This window comes from Aeromonas sp. R2-3, assembly GCF_040908375.1.
Taxonomy (GTDB): Bacteria; Pseudomonadota; Gammaproteobacteria; order Enterobacterales; family Aeromonadaceae; genus Aeromonas; species Aeromonas veronii.
This window is the reverse complement of sequence record NZ_JBFODP010000017.1, coordinates 40153-58437: the sequence shown is the minus strand read 5'-3', so window position 1 is coordinate 58437 and position 18285 is coordinate 40153. Positions and strand designations below refer to the sequence as shown.

Annotated in this window: 18 protein-coding genes; 8 read left to right on the top strand and 10 right to left on the bottom strand. The window is 62.4% G+C overall.

Annotated features, from left to right (window positions below; translation table 11 throughout):
• Positions 1 to 121: 121 nt before the first annotated feature.
• Together AB5Z02_RS05985 and AB5Z02_RS05980 are read left to right on the top strand one after the other, a co-directional pair.
• Positions 122 to 979, top strand: coding sequence for a formate dehydrogenase accessory sulfurtransferase FdhD (locus AB5Z02_RS05985; protein WP_368175719.1), 858 nt, complete (start codon positions 122 to 124; stop codon positions 977 to 979).
• Positions 980 to 994: 15 nt separating this feature from the next.
• Entirely contained in the window at positions 995 to 1861 is an 867-nt protein-coding gene (locus tag AB5Z02_RS05980) for a helix-turn-helix transcriptional regulator (protein WP_180349391.1), read from the top strand.
• Between the two features lie 80 nt (positions 1862 to 1941).
• Here AB5Z02_RS05980 and AB5Z02_RS05975 read toward each other — a convergent pair whose 3' ends face one another.
• Together AB5Z02_RS05975 and AB5Z02_RS05970 are read right to left on the bottom strand one after the other, a co-directional pair.
• Positions 1942 to 4044 (bottom strand): cache domain-containing protein, encoded by a 2103-nt coding sequence (locus AB5Z02_RS05975; RefSeq protein WP_368215563.1) that lies wholly within the window; start codon positions 4042 to 4044, stop codon positions 1942 to 1944.
• Between the two features lie 25 nt (positions 4045 to 4069).
• Complete coding sequence (locus AB5Z02_RS05970; protein ID WP_005353777.1) at positions 4070 to 5425, bottom strand: sigma-54 dependent transcriptional regulator; 1356 nt, start codon at positions 5423 to 5425, stop codon at positions 4070 to 4072.
• Positions 5426 to 5680: 255 nt separating this feature from the next.
• Between AB5Z02_RS05970 and AB5Z02_RS05965 the strand changes: the two genes are divergently transcribed.
• From AB5Z02_RS05965 to AB5Z02_RS05940, 6 genes are all read left to right on the top strand, one after another.
• Positions 5681 to 6523: a substrate-binding domain-containing protein gene (locus AB5Z02_RS05965; RefSeq protein ID WP_368215561.1), complete on the top strand. Its 843-nt coding sequence runs from the start codon at positions 5681 to 5683 to the stop codon at positions 6521 to 6523.
• A gap of 64 nt (positions 6524 to 6587) precedes the next feature.
• A complete protein-coding gene (locus AB5Z02_RS05960) occupies positions 6588 to 7289 on the top strand; it encodes an ABC transporter permease (RefSeq protein WP_005347674.1) in 702 nt (233 codons plus the stop codon).
• A 34-nt stretch (positions 7290 to 7323) separates the two neighbouring features.
• Positions 7324 to 8019: an energy-coupling factor ABC transporter ATP-binding protein gene (locus tag AB5Z02_RS05955; protein WP_005334830.1), complete on the top strand. Its 696-nt coding sequence runs from the start codon at positions 7324 to 7326 to the stop codon at positions 8017 to 8019.
• On the top strand, positions 7991 to 8635 hold the full coding sequence (mobA, locus tag AB5Z02_RS05950) for a molybdenum cofactor guanylyltransferase MobA (protein WP_236396741.1): 645 nt from the start codon (positions 7991 to 7993) through the stop codon (positions 8633 to 8635). The genes AB5Z02_RS05955 and mobA overlap by 29 nt, the downstream gene beginning before the upstream one ends.
• On the top strand, positions 8632 to 10377 hold the full coding sequence (locus tag AB5Z02_RS05945) for a bifunctional molybdopterin-guanine dinucleotide biosynthesis adaptor protein MobB/molybdopterin molybdotransferase MoeA (RefSeq protein WP_368215559.1): 1746 nt from the start codon (positions 8632 to 8634) through the stop codon (positions 10375 to 10377). Before mobA ends, AB5Z02_RS05945 begins: the two co-directional genes overlap by 4 nt.
• 62 nt (positions 10378 to 10439) lie before the next feature.
• Positions 10440 to 11498, top strand: coding sequence for an FUSC family protein (locus AB5Z02_RS05940; RefSeq protein ID WP_005362124.1), 1059 nt, complete (start codon positions 10440 to 10442; stop codon positions 11496 to 11498).
• 77 nt (positions 11499 to 11575) lie between these two features.
• Here AB5Z02_RS05940 and AB5Z02_RS05935 read toward each other — a convergent pair whose 3' ends face one another.
• From AB5Z02_RS05935 to AB5Z02_RS05900, 8 genes are all read right to left on the bottom strand, one after another.
• Entirely contained in the window at positions 11576 to 12949 is a 1374-nt protein-coding gene (locus tag AB5Z02_RS05935; RefSeq protein ID WP_368215557.1) for an HD-GYP domain-containing protein, read from the bottom strand.
• 87 nt (positions 12950 to 13036) lie between these two features.
• Positions 13037 to 13591 carry a DUF3332 domain-containing protein gene (locus AB5Z02_RS05930; RefSeq protein WP_076491369.1) on the bottom strand — a complete coding sequence of 185 codons (555 nt, stop codon included), beginning with the start codon at positions 13589 to 13591 and terminating at the stop codon, positions 13037 to 13039.
• A 161-nt stretch (positions 13592 to 13752) separates the two neighbouring features.
• Positions 13753 to 15048 carry a PAS domain-containing methyl-accepting chemotaxis protein gene (locus AB5Z02_RS05925; RefSeq protein ID WP_019446715.1) on the bottom strand — a complete coding sequence of 432 codons (1296 nt, stop codon included), beginning with the start codon at positions 15046 to 15048 and terminating at the stop codon, positions 13753 to 13755.
• A 179-nt stretch (positions 15049 to 15227) separates the two neighbouring features.
• Complete coding sequence (locus AB5Z02_RS05920) at positions 15228 to 15710, bottom strand: GNAT family N-acetyltransferase (RefSeq protein WP_019446716.1); 483 nt, start codon at positions 15708 to 15710, stop codon at positions 15228 to 15230.
• Positions 15711 to 15807: 97 nt separating this feature from the next.
• Entirely contained in the window at positions 15808 to 16251 is a 444-nt protein-coding gene (locus AB5Z02_RS05915; protein WP_005362129.1) for a DoxX family protein, read from the bottom strand.
• Positions 16248 to 17000, bottom strand: a complete 753-nt coding sequence (locus tag AB5Z02_RS05910; RefSeq protein ID WP_019446718.1) for a DNA-binding domain-containing protein — start codon at positions 16998 to 17000, stop codon at positions 16248 to 16250. Before AB5Z02_RS05910 ends, AB5Z02_RS05915 begins: the two co-directional genes overlap by 4 nt.
• Positions 16993 to 17841, bottom strand: a complete 849-nt coding sequence (locus AB5Z02_RS05905) for a DUF692 domain-containing protein (protein ID WP_368215554.1) — start codon at positions 17839 to 17841, stop codon at positions 16993 to 16995. Before AB5Z02_RS05905 ends, AB5Z02_RS05910 begins: the two co-directional genes overlap by 8 nt.
• A gap of 72 nt (positions 17842 to 17913) precedes the next feature.
• Positions 17914 to 18177, bottom strand: a complete 264-nt coding sequence (locus AB5Z02_RS05900; RefSeq protein WP_005334862.1) for a DUF2282 domain-containing protein — start codon at positions 18175 to 18177, stop codon at positions 17914 to 17916.
• Positions 18178 to 18285: the final 108 nt, after the last annotated feature.

The following is an 18285-nucleotide window of genomic DNA, read 5'->3' as shown; positions in this document are numbered from 1 at the left end:
CATCCCTTTATATATTTTTATAAAAATGGGATTTCTCATCTTCATATCAACAACATAATACTTGGAACAAAACTTGCTGTATCCCTCCCCTTAGATCCCGGCAACCGGTCGCGAGGGGCCCATGACACCGACCTTTATCAAAAGCAATGCTGCCGCCCAACTCACCATGGCCGTCGAGGTGATGGATGAGCAGGGCACAATGAACACCCGCCAAATCGCCTGTGAGCGGCCACTGACGGTCTACCTCAACTGGAAGGAGATAGTGACCCTGATGACACTGGGGGCGCGCCCCGAGGCACTGGTACTGGGTTATCTGAAAAATCAGGGCTTTATCGAGGATATTTCGGCCATCGAGTCGGTGATCGTCGACTGGGAGAGCGAGGCCGCCGCCGTGGTGAGCAGCCAGCAGGCCGACGATCTCGACAAGTCACTGGAGAAGAAGACGGTCACCTCCGGCTGCGGTCAGGGCACCATGTATGGCAGCGTGATGAAGAAGCTCGAAGGGGTGGTATTGGCGGCGCCCGAGCTTAAACAGAGCACCCTCTACGCCCTGCTGAAAGCCCTGTCGGCCCATAACGAAACCTACAAGATGGCCGGTGCCGTCCATGGCTGCGCCATCTGTCGCGGCGCGGAGATCCTCTCTTTTGTCGAGGATGTGGGGCGCCACAATGCGGTGGATACCCTGGCGGGCGAGCTCTGGATGCGCGGCGAGAGTGGCCACGACAAGATCTTCTACACCACAGGGCGGCTCACCTCGGAGATGGTGATCAAGGTGGCGCAGATGGGGATTCCGGTGCTGCTGTCGCGCTCCGGCGTCACCCAGATGGGGCTGGATCTCGCCCGCCAGCTCGGCATCACCATGATTGCCCGCGCCAAGGGGCGCCATTTCGAGGTATTCAGCGGTCACGACCATATGGTGCTGGACGAGAAGCCGCCGGTGCTGGCGCCCGGTTCGGCCGGTCGCGGGATGCGGGACTAAGCCATGAATGAGTTTATGAACGTCAAGCAGGTGGCAGAATACCTCGATCTCAACGAGAAGAAGGTCTACCAGCTCGCCAACGAGGCGCGTATCCCCGCCACCAAGGCGACCGGCAAGTGGCTGTTTCCCCGCTCCCTGCTCGACCGCTGGCTGCTCGGTAGTTGCCACGAGGGGGTGATGAACGACCGGCTGCTGCTGGCAGGCTCGGACGACGTGCTGCTGCACTATGGTTGCAGCAAGCTTGCGCGGCAGCTCGGCACCCAGGCACTGGTGGGCTACACCCCGTGCGGCACCCGTCAGGGGCTGGCGATGCTGGCGCGCGGCCATGTGGATCTCTGCGCCATCCACTGGGGGCAGGCCGAGGAGGCGCACCTGCGCCACCCGGCGCTGGTGCAGCAGTATCAGGGCCACCGGCAATGGGTGATCGTTCATGGATTCAGGCGGGTGCAGGGTCTAGTGCTGCGCCAGGGGCTGCAACCCAAGGAGGCGAAAGAGGCGCTCGACTGGCGCTGGGCCATGCGTCAGGAGGGGGCTGGCAGCCAGCGCGCCCTGCAGGAGTGGCTGCAAACACAAGGGGAATCGCTGACCCGGCTGGAGCGCACCCTCGAGGTCAACAGCGAGCGGGAGCTGGCTGCCGCCATCAGCCGCGGCGATGCGGATGTCGGGCCCGGCGCCCAGAGCACAGCCACCGAGTTTGGCCTCGGCTTTATGCCCTTGTCGCAGGAGTGCTTCGATCTGGTGATGCCGCAGGGGGTCTTCTTTCGCACCCTGCTGCAACAGCTGATCGGCTGGCTGCAATCCCCCGAGGGACGCGAGCTGGCGGCCCGCCTCGGCGGCTATGACCTGACCCAGAGCGGCAAGCTGGTGTGGAGTCCGCAGTAAATAACCACTCACCCACAGACAAAACAGCCCGCCAACCATGTTGACGGGCTGTTTTTATAACGGGCCTTTTTATAACAGCATCAATCGCTTGTCTCACGCCCCTCGGCATTGAGGGCGATGCGCCACCCTTCCAGTTTCGCGGGCTCGCTGCCGCTGGGCAGCAGGGCGTGGCTGCGCAGCCGCACGGTAAAGCAGCTCCCCTGCCCCGGGGTGGAGTCCACCAACAGCTCCCCACCCCAGCGGCTGATGATGCGGTGGCTCAGGGCCAGCCCCAGCCCGGTGCCGGTGGCGCGGGTGGTGAAGAAGGGGTCGAAGATCTTGTCGATAATCGCCGCCTCGATGCCGCTGCCGTTGTCGATGACCCGCACCTCGGCCCCGCGCAGCTGACCCAGTTCATCGACCCAGTCGCGGCTCTCGACCCGGATCTCCCCCTGCTCTCCCAGCGCGTGGCTGGCGTTGACCAAGAGGTTGATCAGCACCTGCAGCAGCTGCTGGCGATCCGCCTCGATAGGCTGCTGGGCCCTGAGATCGGCCACCAGCTCCACCTGTTGCTGGCGCAGGGCGGAGCGCACCAGAGTCAGGCTCTCCTCGATGATGGGGTTGAGGTGCTGCCACACAGGCGCCGTCTCGTAATCGCCGGGGCGCGAATATTGCAGCAGGCTGCGGGTGATGGCACGAATGCGCTCGATCTGGGCCAGCACCAGCGCCAGCTCCTCGCTGACCGGCTCGGCCGCCTCCCCCAGCTCCAGCTTCATCAGCTCCACATTGCCGAGGATCACCGCCAGGGGGTTGTTGATCTCATGGGCCACCCCGGCCGAAAGCTCGCCAAGGGCCGCCAGCTTCTCGCTGATCAGCAGCTGCTGGCGCGCCTCGGTCAGCATATGGATATGATCTTCCAGCTCCGCGGTCTTGAGCTCGAGACTTTGGGTGCGTTCGGCCACCTTCTGCTCCAGCTCGTCGGCGCTGCGGGCCATCTGCTGCTGATGCGCTTCTTGCCGGTCCAGCATGGCGTCAAACTGGCGACCGAGCTGGGCCAGCTCGTGGTCGGGGTCTAGGGCCAGCGGACCGATTCGAGCGGACTCCCCGGCCTGCACCTGCCGCACCACCTTGTGCATCCGCTCGATGGGGGAGAAGAGATCCCGCGCGCCGCGATAGACCAGCAGGCCGGAGAGCAGCAACAGCAGCACTACGCCGGAACCCAGCTCCACCAGATTGGTGAGGTAGGTGCGGATAATGGGCCACTCGAGAAAGCCCACATAGAGCATGCCGATCCGCTCGCCCCTGGCTCCCAGCAGCGGCTCGTAGCCAGAGACATACCAGGCATCGTGGACGAAGGCGCGGTCAACCCACATCTCCCCCCGCCCCAGCACCTGCTCGCGTACTGGCGGCGAGACCCGGGTACCCACCGCCCGACCCACCTGACGGCTACTGCTGACCGGTACGTTGGTGCTCACCCGCAGATCGTCGAGAAACAGGGTGACGGTGCCGACGCTGCCATCCGGCAGGGTATTTTTGGCAAACACCTGACCCTTGAGCTCATCCACCAGCCGAGTGCTGCCGTTGACAAGCTCGCCCCCCTCCAGCACCGCCCAAAGGGAGCCGTCGCGGCCCATCACAGGGGTTAGTGACAGGCTTATCAGTCCCCTGTCCTCCACCACCCTGGTGCCATCCCGCTGCCACAGCACGGCCCGTTTGGCCAGTTGCGGGGAGAGGGCGAGCATCTCCTGCTGCGACCAGACCACGAAGTGGCTGACGCTGCGACCGGCCGTGAGGGCGGCGCGCTCCTGCGCCGTCAGCTGCTCCAGCTCGGGGCCACGGCGCAAGCGCAGAAAATCGAGACCATAGTTGGCCGCCAGCGGCATCACCCAGTCATGCAGCTGATCCGGCGATTCCCGCAGCCGCAGCTGAAAGGCCCAGGCATCGCGCAAATGCTCCAGATGCTCGGTCTGACGCTGCTGCTGCACCGTGATGGCGTGGTGGGCCACCCCGAGATCGCTGCGCACCGTGGTGAGCAGGTTCTGCCAGCTGTAGGTGAGGGTCCAGTAGAGGGTGAGCGCGATCATGCCCACCAGGGTGAGCATGATGGGTACCGAGGTGAGCAGCAGCAGGCGCCAGCGCACCTTGGTGCGGACGCAACGGGGCAACAGGGCGCGCATGCAGCGGGAGAGCAGGGTCAGTTTCATCGCCACCCCATCCAGTCAGCCTTCCTCATTCGATGGCCCACTCCTTGAATTTGCGATCCAGCGTCTTGCGCGCCACCCCGAGCACCCGGGAGGCGGCCGACTTGTTGCCATCATGGCTCGCCACTACTTGCAGGATGTGGGCTTTTTCCACCTCCGCCAGCGGCCACGCCAGCGGATAGCCCTCCTCGCTCGCCCCCTGTTCGGCAAGCTTGCTGCTCTGCCAGTAATCCGCCGGAGGTTTGCCCAGCAGCAGGCAGCGCTCGATAAGGTTGCGCAGCTCCCGCACGTTGCCGGGCCAGGGGTAAGCCTGCATCGCCACCACATCCTCGTGGGTCCAGCTCAAGGAACCCATTCCCATCTCGGCGGTGAGCTGGCGGGTAAAGTGGTGTACCAGCGCGGGGATGTCGTCGATCCGCTCCCGCAGCGGGGCAACCGGCAGCGCCACCACGTTGAGGCGATAGAAGAGATCTTCGCGAAAGCGGCCCGCCTCCACCTCGGCCTTGAGGTTGCGGTTGGTGGCGGCGACGATGCGCACATCCACCGCCAATTCGCGCTCGGCCCCCACCGGGCGGATGGCCTTCTGCTCCAGTGCCCGCAGCAGGGAGGCCTGCATGGCGAGCGGCATCTCGCCGATCTCGTCCAGAAACAGGGTGCCCTGGTGGGCGACCCGGAACAGGCCGTCGCGCCCCTTGCGGGCGCCGGTAAAGGCCCCCTGCACGTGGCCAAACAGCTCGCTTTCCAGCAGCTCCGGCGCGATGGAGGCACAGTTGAGGGGCACAAAGGCCCCCATACGGCCGGAGAGTTGATGCAGGGCGCGAGCCACCAACTCCTTACCTGTGCCGGACTCCCCCTCCACCAGCACGGCGGCATTGGAGGGGGCCACTCTGGCGATGAGCGTCTTGAGTTCGCGGGTCTTGGCACTGTCGCCGATCAGGGTGGGCGGGAACAGCTTGCTCACCTCCCGGCGCAGCAGCAGATTCTCCCGCTCCATCTGGCGGCGCTCGATGACTCTGTCCACCGCCTGCACCATCTGATCGAGGTTGAAGGGCTTGAGGATAAAGTCGCTGGCGCCAAGGCGCAGCGCCTTGAGGGCGGTCTCCATATCGCCAAAACCGGTCATGAAGATAATGTCGCTGCGGCGGGTGGCCGGGTCTATGGCCTCGTGCCACTCGATGCCGGAGCGCCCAGGTAGCCGGATGTCGGCGATGATAAGGTCGAAGTGAAGGCGGCAGCGCAGAGCTTCCGCCTCCTCCACGCTGGCGGCAGTCTCAATCTGGGCAAAACGCTTGGCCAGCGCCTTGGCCAGAAAGCTGCGCATGCCGGGCTCATCGTCAACGATAAGCAGGGAGAGGGCAGACCAGCGGCTGGGAGGGAGTGTCATGGAAAAAAGTACCTCGGATGCACGTACGGTCGGTGAATGTCCCGATAACCGGAACCTTAGTGGGACATTTTGTCCTTACCGTATCAAAAGCACCAACACCAATTATTAAAAGCGATAACAAGCTCACCTAATTGATTCTAATAAGCTTCTGTTTTTAAACGGCAAACCGTGAATGCAGCAGCAAAGGAACAGTTTGGCACCCTGCTTGCTTACTCTTGCCCTCTCCTCAGCCACCCTGAAAAAAGTTGCATCACGATGACGATAAAAACCAGCCTCAAACGTTTTGCCCTCTCCCTCGCCACCAGCCTGCTGATCGCCGGTGCGGCCCACGCCGAAGCGGATACTAATGCCACAAAAGCGCCGATCCGCCTCGCCACCACCACCAGCACCGAGCAGTCCGGTCTGCTGGGCTGGCTACTGCCCCAGTTCACCAAGGAGACCGGTTATCCGGTGCAAGTGATGGCGGCCGGTACCGGCCAGAGCCTGAAGATGGGCGAGAATGGCGACGCGGATCTGGTGATGACCCACGCCCCCTCTGCCGAGAAGAAGTTCGTCGATGCGGGCTTTGGCATCGAGCCGGTACACCTGATGTACAACGACTTCGTTATCGTCGGCCCGGCCAAAGATCCGGCGGGTCTGGCCAAGCTGCACGACGCGGCCAAGGGGCTGCAAGCCATCAAGGATAAGGGCCAGACCTTTATCTCCCGCGGTGACGAGTCCGGTACCCACATCAAGGAGAAGACCCTGTGGCAAGCCGCTGACGTCAAACCCGAGTTTGCCGGTTACAAATCCATCGGCCAGGGGATGGGCCCCACCCTGACCATGGCCTCGGAGCTGGGTGCCTACACCCTGACCGACCGCGGCACCTGGCTCGCCTACCAGAGCAAGCTGGATCTCGCCGTCCTGCTGGAGGGTGACAAGCGCCTGTTCAACCCCTATCAGGTGATCCTGGTCAACCCCAAGCGCTACCCGGATCTCAACACCGAAGGGGCCCGCACCCTGAAAAACTGGCTGGTCTCCGAGCATGGCCAGAAGCTGATCGGCGACTTCAAGGTAGCCGGTCAGGCGTTGTTTGTGGCGGATGCCAACGGGAAATAATGGCAACCCTGACCCCTGCGATGACCTTGCTGGCCCTCCCCCGGTTCGCTGAGGGAGGCGCCTGATGCCTACCCTGCTCGACACGACATTAGCGGCCCTTGCCCTGCTGTTCAGTGGTGACACCGAACTGTGGCAGGTGGTGGGGGTCTCCTTCTCCGTCTCCTGCATCGCCCTGCTGCTGGTGTTGCTGCCCGCCTTGCTGCTGGGGTTTGCCCTGGCCTATCTGCCGCTGCCCGGCCGCTGGCTCTGGCTCTCCTGCATCAATACCCTGCAATCGGTGCCGACCGTGGTGATTGGCCTCTTGCTCTACATGCTGCTGTCGCGGGCCGGCCCCTTTGGCGACTGGAAGCTGCTCTTTACCCAGCAGGCCATGGTGGTGGGGCAGATGCTGATCGCCTTCCCGGTGATCGCCACCATGGCTCACGCGGCGTTTGTTCAGAGCGATCGGCGCGCCTGGGAAACCGCCCTGACCCTGGGGGTCTCCTGGCCCAAGGCGCTGATCGGCCTGATGCACGAGTGCCGCTTTGGCCTGCTGGCCGCCATCATCGGCGCCTTCAGCCGCATCGTCACAGAGGTGGGCTGCTCCATGATGGTGGGGGGCAATATCCTGCATTTCACCCGCAATATCCCCACCGCCATCGCGCTGGAGACCCAGAAAGGGGCCTTCACCCAGGGGGTGGCGCTCGGCATAGTGCTGCTCACCCTCGCCCTCTTGCTCAACCTGCTGCTGACGGCGTGCCGTGGCCACAGCTATCTGAAGAACTGACCATGCCCCCACTGCGTATCAACAGGAGTACCCCATGGCCCTGACCGCCCACCAGCTAACGATGCGCTTTGGCGAGCGCCAGCTGTTCGAGATTGACCGGCTCGCCATCGCACCGGGGGATGCCATCTGGCTGCATGGAGCCAACGGGGTGGGCAAGACCACCTTGCTCAAAATCCTGGCGGGGCTGCTGACCCCCACCCGCGGTCACACCAATCTGCCGGGGCGCTGGCAACAGCGGCTCAACCGGCTGCTCAAGCGGGATCTGGGGCCGGGCCGGGTCACCTATCTGCACCAGACCCCCTATCTGTTCGATCGCACCGTGCACGACAACGTGGCCTGGGCGCTCGATAAACAGCTCGGCAGCGAGATCCGGGTGTTCGAGGCGCTGCGCCGGGTCGAGCTGGAGGGGCTGGCACGGGAGCACATCAGCATTTTGTCCGGTGGCGAACGGCAACGGCTGGCGATGGCGCGCGCCTGGGCGCTGCAACCGGCCTTTCTGTTGATGGATGAGCCCACCGCTAATCTCGATACACATTCGGTTGCCCTGATGGCCGCATTGGCGCAAGATCTGCGGGAACATGGCAGCGGCCTGGTCGTCATCAGCCACCAGAGCAACGCATTGACCGACCTGTGCGAGCGGCAATGGACCCTCGCCCGTGGCCAGCTGCAAGAGACGACCCCTTTAAAAATCATCGAGCGACATGACTTCAAAAAGCGACAGCCACTCTGATCCCGTTGCCGTATCAGCAGTGATCCTGGCAGGAGGCCGCGCCACCCGGATGGGGGGCGAAGACAAGGGATGGGTAGCACTGGCGGGACGCCCTCTTATCGACCATGTTTTGGCGCGCCTGCGCCCCCAGGTGGATGAGGTGCTGATCAACGCCAACCGCAGTCAGGCCCGCTATCAGGCGCTGGCCCCGGTCATCAGCGATGACAACAACGACTATCTCGGCCCGCTGGCGGGCATGCAGGCAGGTCTTGCCGCCGCCCGTCATGACTGGGTGCTGTTTGTCCCCTGCGACGGCCCCGCCCTGCCGCTGGATCTGATGAGCCGCTTTCGCGCCGCCCTGACCCCACAGACCGAGCTGGTAGTGGCCCACGACGGCGACTGGTTGCAACCCGTGGTCGCCCTGCTGCACAAATCCCTGCTCCCCTCCCTCACCGCCGCACTGGCAGAGGGAGAGCGCAAAATCGATATCTGGTTTGCCCGCCACAACATGGTGGTGGTGAGCTTTGCCGATCAGCCGGATGCCTTTATCAATCTCAATAGCCCGGACGAGCTGGCCGCCTACGAGGCCCGTCTGCTTGCCTCGGCTATCGACCCCCAACAAGGAGTCACCTCATGACCCCGGCCCCCACTCTTCCCCTGCTCGGCTTCGCCGCCTGGAGCGGCACCGGCAAGACCACCTTGCTGGAGCAGTTGATCCCCCTGCTGGTGGATCGCGGCCTGCGCATTGGGGTGCTCAAGCACGCCCACCACGACTTTGATATCGACCAGCCGGGCAAGGACAGCTATCGCCTGCGCAAGGCGGGTGCCCAGCAGATGATGGTGGCTTCCCGCCGCCGTCATGCTCGCATCATTGAAACCGAGCTGGCCGAAGCCGATTTTCGCCAGCTGCTGGCCAGCTTCGATCAGACAGAGCTCGACCTGCTCTTGGTCGAGGGGTTCAAGCACGAGCACTTCCCGAAAATCGAGCTGCACCGCGCCGAGATTGGCAAGCCGCTGCTCTTCCCCGAAGACAGCGACATCATCGCGCTAGCCAGCGATCAGCCCGCAGAGACCACCCTGCCGCAACTCGATATCAACGATCTGGCGGCTATCGCCGACTTCGTCTGCCGCTGGCTTGACGGCTGCCAGAGCAAGGAGCCAGAGGCGGGCAAGGGCTTTCTCTCGGTCGAGGCGGCCCGCAACGCCATTCTGGCGGCCCTCACCCCGAGCACTGCCTGCAGCGACAAACCGCTGGCCCAGTGCCACGGCGCCGTGCTGGCAAGCGATCTGATAAGCCCCATCAATGTGCCACCCCACGCCAACTCGGCGATGGACGGCACTGGCCTTCGCAGCGACGATCTCGCCGCCGGTCGCTGGCAACTGGTGGGGGAAGTGCTAGCGGGCCAGCAGCGCCACGAGCCTGTGCTGGCCGGTCAGGCGGTGCAGATCATGACCGGTGCCCCGCTGCCCCCCGGGGTAGATACTGTGGTGATGCGTGAAGAGACGCTGATTGAAGGTGAGTGGGTCACGGTCACCGCCCCAATCCGCGCTGGGCAGAATGTGCGCCTCGCCGGCGAAGACCTCGCCAAGGGCGCGGTCGCCATCCCGGCCGGTACCTGGCTGGGTGCCCCCCAGCTGGGGCTGGCGGCATCACTCGGTCAGGCATCGCTCTGCGTGCGCACCCCGCTGAAAGTGGCGCTGTTCAGTACCGGTGACGAAGTGCAAGCGCCGGGCGAGCAGCTCGCCCCCGGCCATATCTTCGACAGCAACCGCTTCACCCTGATGGCCCTTATCCGCGCCGCCGGTTGCGAGGTGATGGACCTTGGCATCATTCCCGATGACAAGACCATTCTGCGCCAGCAGCTGGAGCAGGCCGCCGCCAGTGCCGACCTGGTGCTGAGTTCGGGTGGGGTCTCGGTGGGCAATGCCGACTTTATCAAGCTGGTGCTGGCGGAGCTGGGCCAGATCGATTTCTGGCGCATCCAGATGCGGCCGGGCCGCCCGCTCGCCTTTGGCAAGCTGGGGCAGACCCCCTTCTTCGGGCTGCCGGGCAATCCGGTGGCGGCGATGATCTGCGTGTTGCAATTTGTCGAGCCCGCCATCGCCCGCTTGCAAGGCAAGCGGTGGCAGCCGCTGCGCCTCTCGGCACTGGCGGACGAGAAGATGAAGAGCCGTCCGGGACGCACCGAATTTCTTCGCGGCATCTTCCATCAGGACCGTAACGGCCAGCTGAGGGTGCGCACCACAGGGCCACAGGGCTCCGGCATTCTCAGCTCCATGGCCGATGCCAACTGCCTGATCGAAATCGTACCGGATCAACCCGGGATCGCCGTTGGCGAGCGGGTCTGGATCCACCCCCTGCAGGGACGACTGGCCTAAATCCCGACGGGGCGTCGGCCGGATGCACGGCGCCCCGTCCCCCACCTGACAGGAGGCAGACCGTGCGTCTTGATGCCCCCCTCTCCCGACTCGATCTGCTGGTCTATGGCCGCTACCGGATCGTCCATGGCCTGCGCATTGCGCTCGCCTTTATGCTCACCTTTCTGCTGACCCGCGAGCTGAAACTGCCGGAGAGCACTTGGCCGCTGATCACACTCGTGGTGGTGATGGGCCCCATCTCGTTCTGGGGCAATGTGCTCTCCCGCGCCCTGCAGCGGGTGGTGGGCACCATCTTCGGCGCCAGTTGCGGGGTGGTGGCGCTTTATCTCGAGATCTACTCCCTGCCACTCACCCTGATCTGGTGCGGATGCATCATGTTCCTCTGCGGCTATCTGGCCCTCGGCAAGCGCCCCTATGTGGGGCTGCTGATCGGCATCACCCTGGGAGTCACCATGGGGGCCATGCCGGGGGACATAGAGACAGCTCTGTGGCGCAGTGCCGACGTGATACTGGGCTCCCTGCTGGCGCTGCTCTTTTGCAGCATCTATCCCCAGCGGGCCTACAGCCACTGGCGGCTGCAACTGCACCAAATCCTGCAGCAGTCGGGGCGGCTCTATCACACTCACCTCTCCCCCAATGTGCTGGAGCGCCCGCGCCTCAAGCACAATCTCTCCCAACTGCTGGCCCAGACCGGCAAACTGCGGGCCCTGCTGGCCCCTGCGGCCAAGGAGACACGCCACAGCGTCGCCCTGTTTGATGCGGTGCAGGTCACCATGCGCAATACCCTCTGCACTCTTGAGATGCTAGCCAACACCTACTGGAACGATCGGGAGAGCCACTTCCTGATGCAGAGCACGGCTGCGCTGCAAGCCTGCCATATGGCCACCGAGGAGGCGATCAACCAGCTTGCCCTGATGATGCAAACCGGCGATGGTCGCGGCGCAGATGCCGCCATCGCCCGCCTGCACGAGGTGGCGACCCAGGTATCGCTGCCGCCCAACGCAGAGGCAGCCATCAATGGCTACCTCTGGCTCAACGTCCAGCTGACCGAACAGCTCACCCACCTGCGCCGCCTGCTGGGACTGATCCTCACCCCGCCCCATCGCAAGCAGCCCGACTAGACCCAATGCAAAACGCCCCGCAGTGGCGGGGCGTTTTGCTGTCTGACTGGCCGTTTGGGCCATGAAGGCAGCAAATCTTAACTGGCATTGGCCAGCGGCTGCTCGGTGGTGAGGTAGAGGGAGAAATCCTGAATACCCGCCTGCAGGGCGGCAAAACAGTCGGGGTCGATGGCGGTGCCCAGATTCTCCGCCATCATCTCCAACGCCTGCGGCACAGGGATAGCGCCGCGATAGGGGCGCTTGGCAGTGATGGCATCGAAGATGTCAGCTGTGGTGATGATGCGCGTCTCAAGGGTAATCTCGTTCCCCTTCAGCCCCTTGGGGTAGCCCTTGCCATCGAGCCGCTCATGGTGGGCGCCCGCCACTTGTGCCAGCTCCTCGAAGGCGCCGATGCGGCTCAGGATCTCCTCGGTGTAGGCGGCATGCATCTGCACCGCCGCCCACTCCTGCGCATCGAGCTTGCCCGGCTTGTCGAGAATGGCGTTGCTCACCCCGAGCTTGCCTACATCATGGAGCAGGGCACCCCGCTTGAGCCAGCGTCGACGCGGCTCGGACAAGCCCATCTGGGTGGCAAGAATGTCGGTATAGAGCGCAACCCTGCCGCTGTGACCCGCGGTGTAGGGACTTTTGGAGTCCACCACCTGCCCGAAGGCCGCCGCGATTTCGTCCAGATAATCCTCATCCAGCGCTACCTCCCCTTGCCCGGCCGGGTGGACCAACACCCACTCGGTCAGTCGGGGATCGGCCAGCCCTTGCCAGAACTGCTCGTTGGCCAGCGCTTCAAATTCGCGAACCAGTGCCGGATCAAACCAGCTGCCGCTGCGCTCGCGCAGCTCCTTGAGCGCCGCATCCGGACCTGCGGCCGCGTGAAATACATCCACCACCTGACAGAGCAGGGCAATGCGCGAGAAGAGCGGGATCGCCTCACCAGCCAGTTGCAGGGGCCGACCTTTGCCATTCCAGTGTTCATCGAGGGAGAGAATGCCATCAGCCACCTCGTCACTGAAACGCAGCTGGCGAGCGATATCCGCCCCCCGATGACAGCGGGTCTGGATCAGTTCGTTGGCAATCTGGTCACCGTTGCGAAAGATATGAAACAGGCTGCGAAAACGTCCCAGCAGATCCGCCTGCAAGCCGGTGTGGCCCAGCACAAAGTTGACTACCTCGGAGAGGGAGCCATCCACCAGTTTGAAATCGCGTTTGAAGTGAAGATCGTCGGTGAGATAGAGCTCGCAGATGCGGGCGGCATTGCTGCTGCACCCAAGATCCTTAAGCAGGAGTGTGTAGTAGAGATCATGGCGCAGCCGGGCATCCAGTCCCAGCCGCTCCCCCAGACGGGAACCTATCCAGCAGCAGCGAATGCAGTGTCCTCTTGGTTGCCCCTCGGTCATATCGAGCGCATGACTGAGGGAACCAATCAACTCCGCCAATCGCAATCCATTCACCGTCATAGTCTACTCCCTTAGACATCATGGCGATTTTGCCAGCAGATTAGGTATACCCCATCTGAAGCTGGATCGATCTGGATTCAGTTGAATTTAGGCAGCAGCCTTGCCCTGATTCGCCCGCTCTTCCAGCTCTGCGCGGCTCAGGGTAGAGACAAAGCGGCCATCGAAGTAGATATCCATCAGCTCGCCACGCTTCTCGCCACGCATCATGCTGCGGCGGCCATCCAGATAGTGCACTTCCATCTGGGCAGTATGCTCGTCCGGGTAGCTGATCTCCACCTCACGCACCCCTTGTGGCAGCATGGCCAACGGCACCTTCTTGAGGGCCGGATCCAGATGCTGGTTCACCTTGATTACCGGATCGGCTTTCATGTCCACCACAGCTGGAGATTTGCCGGTGATGGGGTTTTTGCCAGACCAGAACTCGATGGTATTGAACACAAACAGGTCAGCGGTCGCGGCCAGACCGTAGACAGGGGAGAGCAGCATAAAGACCCCGGCACGAGCGTAGCGATTATCCACCACGCTCAGGTTGCCCTTGGTGACCATGCCGGAAAGCCCCATCTGCCCCATACAGCCGCCCAGACCCATGCTCGCGACCATAACCAGCAGGGCCATTGCCCGCCCCTTCTGTTGTAATGCCATCGTGTTCTGTTCCTGCTCTGAAATAAATGAGGCGGCAAGCCTAATCAAGGGGCCAGAAGAGGACAATTCACAATGGCGGGACGATACAGGAGGGGTTCAGATTGGGGCACTGACTGCTCAAATATGAGTCAATGCCCCGGCATGACAGGAAGTCAGGGGGTTCAGATGGCCAGATCAGAGACGGTGCTGGAGACGTTGTTCGCCTCCCGGCGGATGTCGCTCATCACCTCATTCACCTCGCCCACCTGCTGCTTGCCCAGCTCGGCGCTGCTGGCGACGTCGGACATCTCGGAGGTGACCTTGGCGGTCAGCTCCCGGTTGTTCTGTACCACCTTGGCGATCTCGTCGGTAGAGAGAGACGTGCGGGCCGCCAGCTGGCGAACCTCGTCGGCCACCACCGCAAAACCACGCCCCTGATCCCCCGCCCGTGCCGCCTCAATCGCTGCGTTAAGGGCTAGCAGGTTGGTCTGATCGGCGATGCTGCTGATGGTGGAGACGATCGCCTCTATGCTGCGCGACTGCTCGTTGAGCTGGTTGATAAGACCGATACTATGAGTCAACTGGCTGGCAATCAGGCTGGAGGTATCGACCACCGAGGAGAGCAGACCCGCGCCGCGTTCGGCGCAGTTCAGGGTCTCCCGGGCCGCATCGTGGGCCAACATGGCCGCTTCCCGCACCGCATCGCTCTTGTTGATCCGCTCGGTGATGTCGCTGGCGAACTTGATCACCTTCACCACCTTGCGATGCTCATCAAGGATCGGGTTGTAGGTTGCCTCCAGCCACACCTTGCTACCGTGACTGTTCTGACGGCAGAAGAGGCCAGATTTGAACTGGCCGCGCCCAAGCTCTTCCCAGAAGTGGGGATTTTCCTGATAGAAGTGGTCATCGCAGAAGATGCGGTGGTGCTTGCCCTGCACCTGCGCCAGGGTATAGCCCATGGTATGGAGGAAATTGCCATTCGCAGCAATCACCTCCCCGCCGGGGGTGAACTCGATGACCGCCAGCGACCGATCCAGCGCCGTCACCACCGCCTGCTGGCTGAGCAGTTGCAGGTGGTGCTCGGTAATATCGGCCGCGATCTTGATCACCTTGGTCACCACGCCCCGCAACTTGACCGGAAAATAGGTCGCTTCCAGCCAGATCGCCTCACCCCGTTTGTTGAAGCGCTGGAACACCCCGGTACGGGAGCGCCCCTGCTTCAGATCCGCCCAAAACTGCTGATAGTCGCTGCTTTGAGCATACAGCTTGTCGCAGAAGATACGGTGATGCTGACCGATAACCTCGGGCGCACTGAAGCCCACCACGTTGAGAAAGAGATCATTGGCGGCCAGCACAGTGCCATCCGGCGTAAAGGTGATGGTCGCCACGCTGCCGTGCACTGCGTCGAAAAATCCCTGCTGCTCCAGAAGTTGATCCTGGCACTGCTGCAACTCGGCTTTCAGTTTGCTATTGAACATCGAAACGTATCCTCCAGACTGGCACCCACCATGGCCAAACCACGCAGTGGATCAATAAGATAATGGTGGCGTGCTCCATCAGCATAGTTGGCAGCTTTGCCGCGATCCCATCTGACGCCATATTTATTGCTGTACATCAAATTAACCGACCAAGCGCCACTCATACAGAGCTGCAACCCTTATTCCACCGCCGGTTGCCACTCCAGATAGGCCGGATTGGCGACAAAGCCGATCCGCTCATAGAGAGGGCGCCCCTGCTCGCTGGCATGGAGCCACACCTTGCCCAGCTGACGCGCGCTGGCGAAGGCTGTAATGGCATCGAGCAGCGCCGTGGCGATCCCCTGCTGGCGCCATTGTGACCGCGTATACATATTGAGCAGATACCCCTCCATCCCCGCCAGATTGCCGGGATAGGGTGGCCGTTCAAACAATGCCAGCGTCCCTGCTGCCACGATCTGTTTGCAGCCCTCCTGCGTATCGGCCTCAGCCAGCCATGATAAAGCACTCTCTTCATTCATCGCCCGGGTGAAATAGTCAAGGGTGGCCTGCCACAAGGCCGGGTCTGCCTGCGGCGTCACCAGCTCACCGACCTCACAAAACAGCTCCATGCGCAGCGCCACCAGTGCGGGAATATCTGCGGCCCTTGCCTGACGAATGATCATTGGCTGCTCCTTTTCTCTCATGGGAAATTTCGCCGGCCGTCATTATGACAAAGAGCGCCTTGTGGCGCTCTTTGTCATTGGGAAAATCACTGATAAATCAATGGCTGCGACGTGTCAGCCAGTGATCCAGGCTCAGCACACCGCCGCCCCAGATGGTCAGGGTCAGCAGCATCCAGCCCCACAGCTGGTGATCGTAAAAGCCGCCCGCCCAGAGGGTCGGGTAGGAGATCACCGCCATGATATTGAAGCCAAACAGCAGCAAGGCGGCCGGGCGAGTAAAAAGCCCCGCCAGCAGGAAGAGCGGCAACAGCAGCTCGGTCGCCGTACCCAGATAAGCAGCCCACAACCAGGGCAGCAGGGGCACCTGATACTCGGATTCAAACAGATAGAGGGTGGAATCCCACGCCGTCAGCTTGAGCCAGCCTGAAGTGATAAAAACCGAGGCGACCCACAGCCGCGCCAGCAACAGCACACCAGCGCTGCTCCAGCGCGGCAAATCACCACTTGAGCTGGCCAGCGCCAGCCATTTGTTTGCCATCATGGCATTATCTCCATATCCACCAGCAGACCAAGGGTTATCAGGCGAGTGAGATGTTCACTGGCCGCAGGGTCGGCCGCAAGCAGATCGACCAGCGCCGTACCAGCGAGACATCCCTGTAGCAGCGCCCACTCACCAGCCGTCAGGGGCAAGGGGGCAACCCGGCAATCCGGCTGTTTCTTCAATGCCAACCAGACGGGGGCATCAAGCACCTCCACCGCTTCTCCACCGTGCAGCGCCATCTGCCACAGGGCCAGCACCGGATAATCGCTGGCAACCAGCAGCAGATCAGTGGCTGGCAAGAGTCGCAGCCGCTCCCATTGTTGCGGCGATAATGCGGCCAGACGCTCGGCTGGCCAGCAGCGTGATTCCAGCGGCAGCAGACTGGCACGCTCAAGCTGCCATTCGAACTGAGCCAGCGCCTCCAGCCAGGGCAGTCCGGTTGTAGTTGGCAAGCGGGCCAGCCATTGGCCAAATCCGACGCCATAGTGCATGACGCTCCCTTCCCTGAGCGGCTCGGCCAATACGAAGCCACGGGCCGCCGCTGCAAAAAAGTCATCCCCGACCATAGCCTTGACGGCGGGATAACTGATCGCCAGCACCTCGCCAAGGCTCAGGATGAAGTGGTTGCGATAGACCTGCAGCACAGACTCGGCAGAAAAGAGCCGGGAGCTGATGTGAGGGGAAATGGCGTCAGGCGCCCCCAGCAGACCCTCGGCAAAGTGCTGTTGCAACTGTGCCAGTTCAGCCATGGGCCACCTCCCGTGGTGCACTCATGGCAAGCGCCTCATCCAGAATGGCGCCAGCCTGCGCCGCCTCTGCCAGCAAGACCGGCAGCGGCGGGATCTCGAGGTCCCACTCAATCAGGGTGGGAATGGCCTGCTTGCGGCAGATCTGGCGATAGAGTTCCCAGACCGGCTCCACCACAGGGACGCTGTGGGTATCGATATAGAGGGAGCCTTCCGGCAGCTGTTTCTCGGTATAACCGGCCAGATGGATCTCCCCGACGGTGGCGAGATCGATCGCCGCCAGATACTCATCGCAAGAGAAACCGTGATTGAAGGCACTGACATAGAGATTGTTGAGGTCGAGCAGGATGCCGCACCCGCTGCGCTGCTGCAGCTCGGCCAGAAATTCCCACTCGCTCATTTCCCCGGCCAGTTGCAGATAGGAGGAGGGATTTTCTATCAGCATGCGGCAACCCAGGATCTGTTGTACCTGCTGGATCTTGTCGCTCATGTTGCGCAGGGAGGCGCGGGTATAGGGCACCGGCAGCAGGTCGTTGAAGTAACGCCCACCAATGCTGCCCCAACTGAGATGTTCGGAGATCCGTACCGGTTTGATCGCCGCGGCCAGTGTCGACAACTGCTGCAGATGGTGCGGATCGAGCGGGTCGGCAGAACCAAGGGACATGCCAACGCCGTGAAGACTGACGGGGTAGTGCTGCGCCAGTTCGGCGAGCACCTGAAAACCCAGGCTGTGCCGTTCGAAGTAATTTTCACTATGCACCTCCAGCCAACCGACTGCCGGCAGGGTTTGCCGGATCTCATCGTAATGGGGAGTGCGTAATCCGATACCAATCAAAGGGTTCATCGCAAGACTCGCTTTCGCCAATCAGAGAAGATGCAGGGGGCAACTCATTGGCCATCCCCTGCCCGATGTCTCTTACTTGGGTTGCAGCGAACCGCCGACCAGCTTCTCGCACAGCCCTTTGGGCATCACCACAAAGGCATCACCCTGAGCATCTTCCTTGGCAGTACCGGCGCAGGAGCTGCTCTTGGTCGCACAGTCATTCTTGCTGGCCTTGACCACGCCGTAGCACTTCTCCTTTTCATCGGCAGCCATTGCTGGTGCCGCGATAAATTGGGCGCCCAGCGCCAGCAGACCGGTCATGGCGGAGGCGATAGCAGTGCTTTTTTTAACATTCATGTTCATGTTCCTTTTGATGTCGTTGGATGTTGCTGATATCCCCGATTTGTCGCAACCGGGTACCTGCAATAGAACCGGCAAACGGGATATTCCCTTTCAAAAAAAACA